The sequence below is a fragment of the Azospirillum formosense genome, from assembly GCF_013340925.1.
Classification (GTDB): Bacteria; Pseudomonadota; Alphaproteobacteria; order Azospirillales; family Azospirillaceae; genus Azospirillum; species Azospirillum formosense.
This window is the reverse complement of the sequence record NZ_WHOR01000155.1, coordinates 1-13,619: the sequence shown is the minus strand read 5'-3', so window position 1 is coordinate 13,619 and position 13,619 is coordinate 1. Positions and strand designations below refer to the sequence as shown.

11 protein-coding genes are annotated in these 13,619 nt (G+C 70.7%); 9 read left to right on the top strand and 2 right to left on the bottom strand.

The features are described 5' to 3' along the window. The first annotated feature begins 96 nt into the window (after window positions 1–96). From GBZ26_RS18825 to GBZ26_RS18795, 7 genes are all read left to right on the top strand, one after another. Entirely contained in the window at window positions 97–1,542 is a 1,446-nt protein-coding gene (locus GBZ26_RS18825) for a flippase (protein WP_174440156.1), read from the top strand. 232 nt (window positions 1,543–1,774) lie between these two features. Continuing rightward, window positions 1,775–3,130 carry a nucleotide sugar dehydrogenase gene (locus GBZ26_RS18820; protein WP_174440155.1) on the top strand — a complete coding sequence of 452 codons (1,356 nt, stop codon included), beginning with the start codon at window positions 1,775–1,777 and terminating at the stop codon, window positions 3,128–3,130. A gap of 38 nt (window positions 3,131–3,168) precedes the next feature. Then, on the top strand, window positions 3,169–4,167 hold the full coding sequence (locus GBZ26_RS18815; protein ID WP_174440154.1) for an NAD-dependent epimerase/dehydratase family protein: 999 nt from the start codon (window positions 3,169–3,171) through the stop codon (window positions 4,165–4,167). 14 nt (window positions 4,168–4,181) lie between these two features. Beyond that, complete coding sequence (locus GBZ26_RS18810; RefSeq protein ID WP_174440153.1) at window positions 4,182–5,159, top strand: GDP-L-fucose synthase family protein; 978 nt, start codon at window positions 4,182–4,184, stop codon at window positions 5,157–5,159. Window positions 5,160–5,165: 6 nt separating this feature from the next. Further along, entirely contained in the window at window positions 5,166–6,437 is a 1,272-nt protein-coding gene (locus GBZ26_RS18805; RefSeq protein WP_174440152.1) for a glycosyltransferase family 4 protein, read from the top strand. Next, window positions 6,434–7,645, top strand: a complete 1,212-nt coding sequence (locus GBZ26_RS18800; protein WP_174440151.1) for a glycosyltransferase family 4 protein — start codon at window positions 6,434–6,436, stop codon at window positions 7,643–7,645. The genes GBZ26_RS18805 and GBZ26_RS18800 overlap by 4 nt, the downstream gene beginning before the upstream one ends. Next, a complete protein-coding gene (locus tag GBZ26_RS18795; RefSeq protein WP_174440150.1) occupies window positions 7,645–8,793 on the top strand; it encodes a glycosyltransferase family 4 protein in 1,149 nt (382 codons plus the stop codon). Before GBZ26_RS18800 ends, GBZ26_RS18795 begins: the two co-directional genes overlap by 1 nt. A 6-nt stretch (window positions 8,794–8,799) precedes the next feature. Here GBZ26_RS18795 and GBZ26_RS18790 read toward each other — a convergent pair whose 3' ends face one another. Together GBZ26_RS18790 and GBZ26_RS18785 are read right to left on the bottom strand one after the other, a co-directional pair. Then, the gene (locus tag GBZ26_RS18790) at window positions 8,800–9,339 is read right to left on the bottom strand and encodes a demethoxyubiquinone hydroxylase family protein (RefSeq protein WP_211104835.1); all 540 of its coding nucleotides are present in this window, start codon (window positions 9,337–9,339) and stop codon (window positions 8,800–8,802) included. 67 nt (window positions 9,340–9,406) lie between these two features. Then, the gene (locus GBZ26_RS18785; protein ID WP_174440149.1) at window positions 9,407–11,359 is read right to left on the bottom strand and encodes a right-handed parallel beta-helix repeat-containing protein; all 1,953 of its coding nucleotides are present in this window, start codon (window positions 11,357–11,359) and stop codon (window positions 9,407–9,409) included. A gap of 280 nt (window positions 11,360–11,639) precedes the next feature. Between GBZ26_RS18785 and GBZ26_RS18780 the strand changes: the two genes are divergently transcribed. After that, window positions 11,640–13,067, top strand: a complete 1,428-nt coding sequence (locus GBZ26_RS18780) for a hypothetical protein (protein WP_174440148.1) — start codon at window positions 11,640–11,642, stop codon at window positions 13,065–13,067. Continuing rightward, on the top strand, window positions 13,064–13,582 hold the full coding sequence (locus GBZ26_RS18775) for a hypothetical protein (RefSeq protein WP_174440147.1): 519 nt from the start codon (window positions 13,064–13,066) through the stop codon (window positions 13,580–13,582). The genes GBZ26_RS18780 and GBZ26_RS18775 overlap by 4 nt, the downstream gene beginning before the upstream one ends. The last annotated feature ends 37 nt before the right edge of the window (window positions 13,583–13,619 follow it).

Here is a 13,619-nt window from a genome sequence, read left to right as displayed (position 1 = left end):
GCTTCGCAGGGGAGGGCTTCATCTCCTCCCCCTGCGAAGCGGGGGGAGGTCGGGAGGGGGCCCGACACGACACGCCCACACACCCAAAAAGACCAAATGACCGCCGGACGACGCATTTTCCTGAACATCCGCGCGCTGGGGCTGGCCCGCATCGCCACGCTGCTGAGCGGACTGATCACCACGGCCTGGACCGCGCGCGCGCTCGGGCCGGACGGCTTCGGCGTGCTCGGCTTCGGCACCTCCATGCTGGCCTACGCCGCGCTGTTCGTGAATCTGGGCCTGTCCACCTACGCGGTGCGCGAGATCGCCCGCGACCGGGAGAAGGCGACCGATCTTGCGGACCATGTGCTGACCCTGCGGATGCTGCTGGCCGTGCTGGTCGGCGGGCTCTATGCCCTGTTCGTGCTCCAGCTCGACAAATCGGCGCTGGTCAAGGCGGTGCTGCTGGTCCAGGCGGTGCAGTTGCTGGGCAACGCGCTGCTGCTCGACTTCGTCTATCAGGCGACGGAGCGGATGAGCGTCATCGCGGTGCGCGAGATCGGCACGTCGCTCGGCAACATGGTCGCCGTGCTGGCGCTGGTGCGCGGGCCGGACGATCTGGCCGTCGCCGCCGGAATCACCGCCGTTTCCTTCGTCATCAACGCCGCCCTGATGCTGGCCCGCTTCAGCCGCGATTTCCGGATGCCGCGGCCGCGGGTGGACCTCGCCAAGTGGCGGGCGATCCTGAAGACCTCCGCCCCGATGGCGGTCAGCGTCTTCGCCTGGGCGCTGTTCTCCCACCTGGATCTGGTGATGCTGGGCTTCATGGCGCCGCAGACGGAGGTCGGCTGGTACGCCGCGGTGACCAAACTGCTGGTGCTGTCGCTGACCGCGGGGAACATCATCCTCAGCGCCTTCATGCCGCAGCTCGCCGCCGCCTATGGCGACCGCGAGGCGATGCGGGCGCGGATGCGCGACTACGCCGCCACCACATTGTCCATCGGCGCGCTGATCGCGGCGGGGGGTTTCACCCTGGCGCCGGCCATCCTGGGCACCGTCTTCGGCCCGGCCTACGCCCCGGCCGCCGACACGTTGCGCCTGCTGATGATCGCGGTGGCCATCGTGCACGTCAACCTGACCATGGGGAATCCGCTGCTCGTCTGGCACCGGCAGACCGGCTACATGACCGCCATCCTGATCGGCGGGCTGACCAACGCGGCGCTGAACCTGATCCTGATCCCGCGTTACGGGATCGAAGGGTCCGCCGCAGCGACCATCGTCGCGGAGCTGACCGCCATGACCGGCCTCGCCTGGCTGCACCGGCGCGAGGTCGGGCAGCTCTATCTCGGAATCGCCGCGCGGGCGGCGCTGTGCGCCGCGCTCGCCATCGGGGTCACGCTGGGCTTGACCCACGCGCTGCCGAACCTGATGGCTCCCGCTCATCCCCTGCCCGCGCTGCTGATCGGCGGAAGCGTTCTGGTCGCGGTCTACGCGCTGGCGGCGCTGCTCACCGGGCTGGTGCGCCCGTCGCGGCTGCGCCGGTTGATCGTGGCGGCGGCATGACCCGCCCGCCTCATCCCGAATCCCGAAGGACGCCGACCGGACGCTCCCTTGCCGCCGGTCCGGAGTACCACGAACAAAACAATGTTCGATCAACGGCATAGTCATTTCACGCCACCCCGAACGGCCGGAACAATGCCGCGCTGCAAGACGTTCGGATTGCGCATGGCGCGGGTGGCGGATGGCGGCGGCGCCTTTGGATGCATGCTCCAATCACTAGCAGGATCGAAAGACTATGCTCCCAAAGTCCTTTCCCGACCGGAACGTCTGTGTGCTCGGTCTCGGCTATGTCGGGCTGACGCTGGCCGTCGCCATGGCGGACGCAGGATTCCAGGTGCACGGCGTGGAAGTGCGGGACGAGGTGCTGGACAAGCTGGCCCGCGGCGTCCCCCATTTCCATGAGCCGGGCCTCGCCGAGAAGCTGCGGCATGTGATGGAGCGCGGGCGTTTCACCTTCGGCCGCACGCCGGACGGTTGCCGGGACTGCACCGTCTTCATCATCACCGTCGGCACCCCGCTGGACCGTGATGGGCGCGTGCGCACCGACATGATCGAGGCGGCGACCCGTCAGGTGGCCGACCGCATCCACGACGGCGACCTCGTCATCCTGCGCTCCACCGTAAAGCTGGGGACCACCCGCGAGGTGGTGGCGCCGATCCTGCGCCGCACCGGCAAGCGCTTCGACATCGCCTTCTGCCCCGAGCGCACGCTGGAGGGGCAGGCGCTGATCGAGCTGAACCAGCTTCCCCAGATCATCGGCGCGGAAAGCGTCGAGGTGGCGGCCCGCGCCTCGCAGATCTTCGGCATGCTGACCCCGACGACGGTCAAGGTCTCGACGCTGGAGACGGCGGAGATGATCAAGCTGGTGGACAACACCTACCGCGACGTCACCTTCGCCTTCGCCAACGAGATCGCCCGGCTGTGCAACGCCATGGAGGTCTCGGCGCTGGAGGTGTCGCGGGCGGGCAAGCTGGGCTACCCGCGCACGCAGCTTCCGCTGCCCGGCCCGGTCGGCGGCCCCTGCCTGGAGAAGGACCCACACATCCTGATCGAATCCGCCCGCGGGTTCGGGGTGGAGATGGACATCACCGCCGCCGGGCGCCGCATCAACGAAAGCCAGCCGGTCGAGGTGTCGCAGTTCCTGGAGCGGCTGACCGGCTCCATGCAGGGCTTCCCGCAGGAGCCGACCATCAGCCTGATGGGCCTCGCCTTCAAGGGCCGCCCGGCGACCGACGACCTGCGCGGCACCATGGCCAAGCCGCTGTTCGAGGAGTTGCGCACCCGCTTCCCCAAGGCGCGCTGGCGCGGCTTCGACGCGGTGGTGGCGGCGGACGACATCCGCGGCTTCGGGCTGGAGCCGGCCAACAGCATGGCCGAGGCGGTGGAGGGCGCCAACCTCGCCGTCATCCTGAACAACCACCCGGTCTTCACCTCCATGCCGCTGCCCGATCTGGCGCGCCGCATGGACCGGCCGGGGGTCATCTACGACTTCTGGAACAACTTCAACAGCCGCGAAGTGGACCTGCCCGAAGGCACGGCCTACGTGGCGTTGGGCAGCCACGGCGCCGCCCGCTTCGCCCATGTCGCGTAAAGAAGCGTCCCCTGACGCTGCCGCCTAAGGAAAGAACAATGCCGAAACATTATCTCGTGACCGGGGGCAGCGGCTTCATCGGCGCCGCCCTGGTCCGCCGGCTGGTGCGCGACGGGCACCGCGTCCGCGTTCTCGACGACAACTCCCGCGGCCATCCGCGCCGGCTCGGCGACGCCGTGGACGCGGTCGAATTCGTGTCCGGCGACATCCGCGATCCGGCGGCCGTGAGCAAGGCGGTGCGCGGCGTCGACGGCGTTCTGCATCTGGCCGCCGTCAACGGCACCAAGCACTTCTACGAGAAGCCGGAGGTGGTGCTGGACGTCGGCGTGCGCGGCATGCTGAACGTGCTGGACGCCTGTCGGGCGAACGGGGTGGGCGATCTGGTCGTCGCCTCCTCCTCCGAGGCCTACCAGACCCCGCCGATGGTGCCGACGCCGGAGGACATCCCGCTGGTCGTGCCGGACGTGCTGAACCCGCGCTACAGCTACGGCGGGTCGAAGCTGATCTCGGAGCTTCTGGCGGTCAACTGGGGCCGCACCGGCTTCGACCGCGTCGCCATCTTCCGCCCGCACAACGTCTACGGCCCCGACATGGGCTGGGAGCATGTGGTGCCGGAGTTCGTGCGCCGCGCGGTGGAGGCCATCGACCGCAGCCCGGAGGTCCTCGTGCCTTTCCCCATCCAGGGCGACGGCACCCAGACCCGCGCCTTCGTCCACATCGACGACGCGGTGGACGGCATCATGACGGTGATCGAGCGCGGCGAGCACCTCGGCATCTACCATGTCGGCAACCCGGAGGAGATCTCCATCGCCGAACTCGCCCGGCAGATCGTCGCCGCGCTGGGACGGGTGGCGGACATCCGGATCGGACCGCCCGCCCCCGGCGGCACCCAGCGGCGCAGCCCCGACATCGCCCGCCTGTCCGCGCTCGGCTACACGCCGCGCATCCCGCTGAAGGACGGTCTGCCCGGCGTGGTGGACTGGTACGCCGCCCGCAGCCGCGACGGCGACGCCGCGGTCGCCAGCGCCGCCGAATGAGGGAACCGAGACCCATGGAGCGAAACAGCCGCATCTTCGTCGCGGGGCACCGCGGCCTCGTCGGCTCAGCCATCGTCCGCCGCCTGGTGGAAGATGGCTACGACGACCTCGTGCTGCGCGGCCGCGACGAGCTGGACCTGACCGACCAAGCTGCGGTGCGCGCCTTCTTCGACCGGGAGAAGATCGATTACGTGATCCTGGCCGCGGCCAAGGTCGGCGGCATCCTGGCGAACGAGCGCTTCGGCGGCGACTTCATCCGCGACAACCTGCTGATCCAGACCAACGTCATCGACGCGGCCTGGCGGGCGGGGGTGAGGAAGCTGCTGTTCCTCGGCTCCTCCTGCCTCTACCCGAAGTTCGCGGAGCAGCCGCTGAAGGAGGAGGCGCTGCTGACCGGCGCGCTGGAGCCGACCAACAAGCCCTACGCCATCGCCAAGATCGCCGGCATCACCCAGTGCCAAGCCTACCGGCGGCAATACGGCTTCAACGCCATCTGCGCCATGCCGTCGAACCTCTACGGCCCCGGCGACCATTTCGACCCGGAGGGCTCCCACGCCATCCCCGGCATGATCCGGCGCTTCCACGACGCGAAGACCGAGCGGGCGCCCAGCGTCACCCTGTGGGGCACCGGCACGCCGCGGCGCGAGTTCCTCTATGTGGACGACATGGCCGACGCCTGCCTGCACCTGATGGAGCGCTACGACGGGGAGGACATCATCAACGTCGGCCCCGGCGAGGACGTCGCCATTGGGGACTTGGCCCGGCTGATCCGCGACATCGTGGGCTACGAGGGAGCGCTGACCCAGGATTTGAGCAAGCCGGACGGCCACCCGCGCAAGCTGATGGACGTGTCGCGCCTGTTCGCCACCGGCTGGCGGCCCAAGGTCGGGCTGGAGGAGGGGCTGCGCCGCACCCACGCGTGGTTCCTGGAGAACGCCGCCCCGCCGGCTCCCCGGGCCGCCGCCACAACGACCGGCGAAGCCGCGGAGTGACCGCCCATGCCCGATGATTCCACACCCCTGCGCACGCCCGTCTCCGAAGGGCCGGCGGCTCCGGCCGCGCTGCCGCCTTCGGTCCTGCTGGTGGCGATGAGCTATTGGCCGGAACCGGCCGGCAGCGCGCCGATGATGACCGACCTCGCCACCGCCTTCGCCGCGGCGGGGACGGACATGACCGTGCTGACCGCGCGTCCCAACTATCCGGGCCAGGCCATCTACGACGGCTACGCCGACGGGGCCGAGGACCGCCGCACGGTGAACGGCGTCCGCATCGAGCGGCTGCTCACCATCCCGCCGAAGGGCGGCGGCATGAAGGCCCGGCTGATCCATGAGGGCGTGCTTCACGCCGGCTTCCTGGCGGCCCGCGCCCGCGGGCGAGTCGCGCGGCACAAGGCGGTGCTGTCGCTCTGCCCGTCCATCTTCAGCGTCGCCGTCGCCGACCGCTTCCGCGCGCCGGGCGGGCGGCACATCGCCATCGTCCACGACATCCAGTCGGGCCTCGCCGGCGCGCTGGGCATGGGCGGCGGGGCCGCGCTGAAGGCCATCCAGGCGGTGGAGCGCACCGCGCTGAACCGCGCCGACGGCATCGTCGTGCTGTCGGAGGCGATGGCCGACGTGCTGCGCGACCTCGGCGTGCGGCGGCCGATCACGGTGATCCCGCCCCATGTCGACGCCGACGCCGTCCGCCCCCTGCCCAGGCCCGAAGGCCAGCCGCCGACCGTCCTCTACAGCGGCGCCTTCGCCCGCAAGCAGGGGCTGGACCAGGTGCTGGAGATGGCCCGCCACCTCCACGCGCTGCGCCCCGACGCCCGCGTGCTGCTGCGCGGCCAGGGCGGGCTGGAGGAGGAGTTGAAGGCCCAAGCCAAGGCGATGGCGCTGCCCAACGTGGAGTTCGCTCCCCTGATTCCGTCCGACCGGCTCGCCGAGGGGCTGGCGGAGGGCGACGTGCATCTGGTGCCGCAGCGTCCCGAAGGGGCGGCCTTCGCCATGCCGGGCAAGGCGGTGACCATTCTGTCCGCCGGACGGCCCTTCGTCTGCACCTGCCTGCCGGGCTCCGCGCTCGACCGGCTGGGGACGGAGATCGACGCCTTCCTGCGCACCCCGCCCGACGCGCCCGAGGCCATGGCGCAGGCCGTGGCCGACCTGCTGAACGATCCCTCCCGGAGCGCCGCGATGGGCCGCCGGGGCCGCGCCTGGGTGGAGGGCAACGCCAGCCGCAGCGCCGTCCTGGCGCGCTACGCCGCGCTGCTGCTGGGAGACGACGCCGCATGACGAAGCCCGCCCTGGTCTTTTCCTGGGAGATGTTCGGCCCCTACCACATGGACCGGCTGGAGGCGGTCGGGCGACGGCTCGGCCACCTCTACGACGTGGTCGGCCTGGAGGTCGGGTCGAAGTCCCACACCTACGCCTGGGACTCCACCGGGGAGGGGCAGCATTTCCGCAAGGTCACGCTGTTCCCCGGACGCTCCAAGGCGGACATCCCGTCCTTCCAGGTCTACCGCGCCCTGCTGCGCGAATGCCGCAAGGCGGGGGCCAGCCACGTCTTCCTGTGCCATTACGAGGAGCCGGACGTCTTCGCCCTGGCGGTGACGATGCGGCTGATGGGCCGGCGCGTCGTCAACATGAACGCCTCGAAGTTCGACGACAAGCCGCGGGTCCTCTGGCGCGAGGCGCTGAAGTCCCTGCTCTACAAGCCCTATCAGGCGGCGATCGGGGGCAGCCACCGCACCGTCGACTACTACCGTTTCCTGGGGTTGCCCAAGGACCGGCTGTTCATCGGCTACGACACCCTGTCGCTGGAGCGGGTGCGCCGGCTGTCCGGCATGACCCCGGCGCCGGACGGCGTCCCCTTCGCCGAGCGGCACTTCACCATCATCGCCCGCTTCGTGCCGAAGAAGAACCTGTTCCGCGCGGTCGAGGCCTACGACCTTTACCGCCGGCTGGCCGGAGACGCGGCGCGGCCCCTGCACCTCTGCGGCTCCGGCCCGCTGGAGGCCGACCTGCGGGCGGAGGTCGCCCGGCGCGGGCTGGAGGGGCACATCATTTTCCGCGGCTTCCTTCAGGAGAAGGGGATCGCGGAAACGCTGGGCTCCACCCTGTGCCTGCTGCTGCCCTCGCTGGAGGAGCAGTTCGGGCTGGTGGTGAACGAGGCGCTGGCGATGGGCGTGCCGACGATCCTGTCCGACCAGTGCGGCGCCCGCGACGTGCTGATCCGCAGCGGGCTGAACGGCCACATCGTCGAGCCCGACAACCCGGAGGGCTTGGCCCGCCACATGCTGTCCGTCGCGTCGGACGAGGCGGAATGGCGCCGCCTCAGCCTCAACGGGCGGCCCTTCCAGGCGCTGGCCGACGCCGGCTTTTTCGCGGAGGCCGTGGAGAAGGCCCTGCACAGCCTGGGCGCCCGCAAGGATGCCGACCAGGGCGCCGCCCAAAGCACCGATGAAAGCGCCCGCAAGGGCACCCGTGAAAGCGAAGCCTGATGACCGACCGCCGCAACTCCCCCCACATCGTCGTCTCGGGCCGCCTTCCCCCGCCCATGGACGGGATGAGCCGGGTCACCGCCCTGGTGTTGGACCGCCTGCGCAACCGCGGCCCGGCGGAGACCACGGTGGAGGTCGCGGACCTGTCGCCGGGCTGGAACGGCGGCGGCCTGCGCTACCATGCCGCCAAGGCGATGCGCGTTCTGCTGGCGGGCTTGCGGCTGGCGGCCGGGGCGACGATCCCCGACCGGCGCTTCTACATGCCCGTCGATTCGGGGCTTGGCATCTTCTACACGGCGGCGCTGGCCGGAACGGCGCGGCTGTTCGGCTATGAACGGACGCTGCACCACCATTCCTTCGCCACCATCTCCAAGCCGACCTGGCGGATGAGCCTGCTGACCCGTCTCGCCGGCACGGACTGCATGCATGTGCTGCTCTGCCCCGCCATGCAGGCGCGCTTCCAGGCGCTCTACCCGGCGGCGAAGACGGCGATGAGCGTCTCCAACGCCATCTTCACCCCGCCGGTGCCGCGGCCGCGCCACGGCAAGTCCGGACCGCTGCGCATCGGCCACCTGTCCAACCTGTGCGCCGACAAGGGGCTGGACACGCTGTTCACCCTGCTGCGCGCCCTGAAGACGGAGGGGGTGGACGTCAAGCTGGTGCTGGCCGGGCCGGGGTTGGGGCGCATGGACAACGCGCTGGTCGCGGCGGGGCTGGCGGCCTTCGACGGCGACGTGGAGTATCGCGGCCCGGTGGACGACGAGGCCAAGGCGGCCTTCTACCGCGACATCGACGTCTTCGTCTTCCCCACCCGCTACCGCAACGAGGCGCAGCCGCTGGTGCTGTTCGAGGCGATGGCGGCGGGCGTGCCGGTGCTGGCCTACGACCGCGGCTGCATCGGCAGCGACATCCCCCGCCCCGGCCTCGTCCCGCAGGACCGCGACTTCATCCAGACGGTGCTGCCGGCGCTGCGCCTGTGGGCCAAGGACCGCGACGCTCTGGCGCTCGCCTCGGAACAGGCGCACGCCCGCGCCCGCGCCGCCCACGAGGCCGGGCACAGCGGCATGGACGCTCTGCTCGACCGCATCGCCGGCCCGCTGCCCGAAGCCGCCGGAACCACCGTCCGTCCCAAACGCGCCATGGGCTGAGCGCCGTCACACCCAGCGCGCCACCCTCACCCCCACGCCGGACAGGAACACCGCCACCCCGGCCAGCGCGCGGGCGGTCCAGGGCGGCGCCGGGTCCAGCCGGGCGGCGTCACGGGCGTGGAGGCGCTCGTCGAGGCGGCAGGCCTCCAGCAAAGTCAACAGGCCCGGATCGGGGGCGAGCCGCCGCGCCAGGTCGATCTGCCGGGCGTAATGCCCATCCACCCACGCCTCCACCCCGGCGACCACCGCGTAGAAATAGGGCGGGCCGAGCCAGGCCGGCAGCCCGCCCATCACCCGGCCCGACCAGCGCCAGAAAGCCAGCAGCGCGCTGCGCCTCTCCGGCGGCAGGACCGCCTCGAACAGCCGCAGATGCCGCCGCTCGACCCGTCGGTGGGACGCGGCGAAGCGCAGAACCTCCGGGTCGCTGGTGGCTCCGGCGACCCCGTCGTAGAGAGCCACCGCCACGGTCTCGCCGACATGGCTGGCGCGCAGCTCGCGCCGGATGCGCGGCGGCAGGGCGGACAGGTCTGGATTCGGCGGCCCCATCCCGGTGGTATCCGACTGCTGGGCTGCCGGGGCGGGGGCGGGCGACTGAATGAGGGTCTCTCCGGGGTCAGCGCGCCCCTTCCGGGCCGATGCGCGACCAGGGAAGCTCCTGGAAACCGATCTTCAAAGCGGGGGAGTTCGGGCGCAGGCGGTAGTCGTCTTTCGCAGGGTTCATGAAATAGGGGTCCGGCTGGTTGCCACCTTGAACGGAGCGCGCCTGCGTGCGTTCCATGGGGGCCCCCGGCGCGCGCAGGCCGCGGCCCGGCCGGTCGAAGATGTTGTTCTCCAGCCGGTATTCGCCACCGGTCAGCGCGGTTACCAGCTGCTCCACCGGGACGCGGGCATGGATGATGTTGCGGCTGGCCTCGTTGTCGCGCAGGAAGCCCGCCGTCCCCGCCTTCGGCACCCATTCGAAGCGCAGGAAGCGGTCGCGCTCGTCGGTCAGCACGGCGATGTTGTTCTCCACCCGGTTGCCGTCACCGCCATGGATGAAGACCGCCGCCCAGCCGGTGTCCTCCAGGAAGTTGCCCTCCACCCGCACGCCGTTGGTCAGGTCGTCCAGATAGACGCCGAAGCCCTTGTAGCGGGTCATCCAACGCCCCGCCGCGTCGGTGGCGATCCCGCCGGTCCCCCGGATGTCGTTGAAGCGGATGACCAGCTTGGTGTCGATGTCGCTGCGCCCCAGCGTCTCGATGGCGCCGAGGTCGGCGGTCTCCCGCCCGACGTCGCGGATGCGGTTGTACTCGATCACGTTGTCGGTGTTCTTCGTCTCCGGGTTCCAGTTCTTCATGGAGATGCCGTAGCGGGCGGCGTGCCGGATGTCGTTGTGGGCGATCCGCGTGCGGGTCACCCCGGCGCTCATGATGCCGCCGCCGTAAAAGTTCACCTCGCCGACATGGCGGATGGTGTTGGCGATGACCCGGTTGCCGGCGCTGCCCGGAGTCAGTTCGATCCCGCTGCGCCCCAGATGCTCCAGCCGGTTGCCGCGCACCTCGCTGTCCGCGACGCCGACCAGGAGCACGCCGGTTCCGACGGCGGAGAAACGGTTGTCCAGGACGCGGTGCCCTGAACCGCCGGCCAGCCGCACCGCCGCCCCGTTGTAGGGCACGTCGGCGAAGGACAGCCCATCGAGGGTGATGGAGTCCGCCTTCTCCGCCTGGATCAGCGGGGCGGTGCGGGCCACCACCGCCTCGCCGTCGCGGGCGAAGCCCGCCGGGTCGTGGGGGCGGAGCAGCAGGCGCCGGTCCTTGGCGCTCCAGGCGAACTGGCCGGGGAATTTCAGGAAGTCGGGATGGCCGAGCAGGCGGAAGGTGCTGCCGTCGCGGAACGGGTACCAGCCGTCGCGGTCGAGCACCAGCGTGCCGTTGCGGTCGATGCGCTCGATGCCGCGGATGTCGTCGGCCTGCCGCTCGCGGTCGAGCGCCTGGACGCGCACGCCAGGCACCGCCCAGGCCGCCTGGACGGTGCCGGGCGGGAAGCGGAACTGCCGCTTGTCGCCGCCGCCCTTGGTCTGCTGGGCGACGAACCAGCCGCTGCGGATCGGGTCCTGCGGGTCGAAGGCGCCGCTCTGCGCCGCGCGCAGCCGCACCCCGCCGGTGCTGACGTCCAGCCCCGGCTCCCGCGCCAGCGGGGCGGAGACGACGCCGTCCCGCTCCGCCGTGAAGCCCGTCACCACCTCGCCGCCCGACAGCACCGGGGTCTCGCCGGGATAGGCGGCGATGCGCAGCCCGGAATCCTCCGGACCCAGCGTCACCGTGTCGGTCAGCCGGTGGGTGCCGCCGCGCAGCAGGATCAGGTGCAGGCCGCGCTTGCGCGCCTCCTCCACCGCGCGGGCCAGCGTGGCGACCGGGCCGTCCCGCCCGTCCGGGGTGGAGGCGGCGACCCGCCCGGACCAGCGGTCGTCGCCCTGGGGGGAGACGTGGATCGCCGGCTCCGCCGCGACGGACGGGGCGGGACCAGCCAGCAACAGGACCAGCCACAACAGCCCGCCCGCGAAGAGTCCAGGAATCCGGCGCGTCATATCACCTCCGTTCGGCTCCCCAGCGAAACTGGCGGCGGGGGGCGGATGAAGCAAAAGCGCGGACGGGGTGCCCCGATAGCGCCGCACGGATAGCCCTGACCGGGCGACCCTCGCCGTCTGCGCTCCCGGACGGGGGGACCCGACCGGGTCCGGCGGTGTTGCTTCCGGATGCGCCGCCCTCGCCCGTGGGGGTCGGCACGACGACACCGCCCCACCGGCCGCGACACCACCGGCCGTGGCCGGCGGCGCCGCGCGTTCACGAGGCCAAGCGGAGTCCGGTATGATCGAAACGGCGTTGATCGCGCAGGTGCTGGTGGTGGCCCTGGTCGTCGTGGCCTATCTCAGCACCGGCACCGCGTCGATGTTCCACCCGCTGACCTATTATCTGATCTTCCACACGCTGGTCTTCGTGATCCGGCCGCTGCTGGTCCACGGCTTCGGCATCGACAACGCCTGGCTGTTCATGGGTTACTGGCCGAGCGCGGCGGAATTCGTGAAGTCGCTGACGGTCAGTTCGGTCGCGCTGATCGCCTTCTCCATCGCCTGCGGCTGGGCCGGGCGGGTGAAGCCGGACTTCAGCCGGGCGCCCACCTTCACCTTCGACCGGCTGGACATCACCGCCTTCGCCCTGACCGTGGCGGCGCTGGGGCCGCTGGCCATCTACTCGGCGATTTTGCGCCAGGACGGCGCCGACTTCACCGGCACCGGCGACGTGCAGATGGAGCGCGACCCGCTGACCGGCCAGCCGGTCTACGTCAACACCACCGGCTACATCGCCGAGGCCCACTCGATGGGCCTGCCGCTGACGCTGGGCATCATCTGGGTCAGCCGCTTCCACCCGCTGTCCTTCATCCCCTTCATCGCCTTCGTCAGCTACCGCGCCTATCTGGGCTGGGGGCGCTGGGCGATCATTATGGGCGTGCTGGGCATGGTCCTGCTGATCCTCTACCACACGCGCACCAAATGGTTCCGCTGGTGGCAGCTCGCCTGCGGCCTGCCGGTGCTGCTGCTGTTCCACACGCTGGGCAACAACCGCGACTTCCTGCGCGGCGTGCTGGCCGGGACCGAGAATCCGGGCAAGCTGTTCAGCATCTTCCAGGGCGGCCAGGGCTCCTTCGTCGAAAGCGTGTCGAACCAGGACATCGCCAACTTCGACTTCCTGGCCTTCATCCTGTGGGCGGTGCCGCAGCAGTCAGGGACCTACACCTGGTTCACCCAGTATCTCCAGCTCTTCACCGAGCCGATCCCGCGCATGCTGTGGCCGGACAAACCCATCGGCGCACCGGTCAAATGGGTGTCGCTGCACGATTTCGGCAATTTCTCCAACCTCACCACCTCGCTGGCCGGCGACGGCTGGATGAGCGCGGGGTGGATCGGCGTGATCGTCACCATGGTGGTGGTCGGGCTGATCCTGGGCCGGCTGCACCGCTGGTTCTGGGAGTCGGGCTTCACCAACCGCTACGCGGTGCTGTTCTATTGCGCCTTCATCCCGCTGTCGCTGCAATGGTACCGCGACGGCAACATCACCATCGTCAAGTTCGGCTTCTTCTCGCTGCTGCCCATCCTGCTGTGGATCGGCGCGACCAAGGCGTTGCGCCTGTGGATCGGCGACTCCGCCGGATCGCCGCTCGCCCAGAGCCGCATGTCCGTCTTCCACAAGCCCGCCTTCCGCCTGCCCGGCATCCGGTTCCCCGCGGACCGGGCGTGAGGCGACCGGTGAGGGGCGGGCTGGACAGGATCCTTCTGCGCGGGCTGGCCCTCGCCGCGGCTCTGGTCCTGCCGCTCGCCTTCGTGCTGGACCCGCCCGACGGCGACCTGACGGAACTGGGCGGCTACGCGGAGAACCGGTTCGGCCCCAAGGCACCGCAAGCGATCTTCGTACCGCCGTTGGCCGAGGCGGCGCGGGCCGGTGCCGGTTACGACGCGCTGGTGTTCGGCGACGGCTTCTCCCGTCCCGAGACGACGGAGCGCCACGGCCGCTACGGCCGTTACTGGACCGACCACCTGCGCAACCTGACCGGCCTGACCGTCGGCGTGCGGGCCGCGGGCGCCGCGCCGCTGGCCGCCTATCTGGCCTCCCCCGACTTCCGCGAGCGCCCGCCGCGCGTGGTGATCCTGCAGTTATCGGAGCGCGACCTGAGGGAGCCCGTCGGCGGGCTGGACCTGTCGACCGTCACCACCCCCCCCCCAACCGCGCGCGCTCACATGCATCCGCCCATATAGACACCTTACCCTTCCGCCGTGTAGCGAGGCTTGGAGA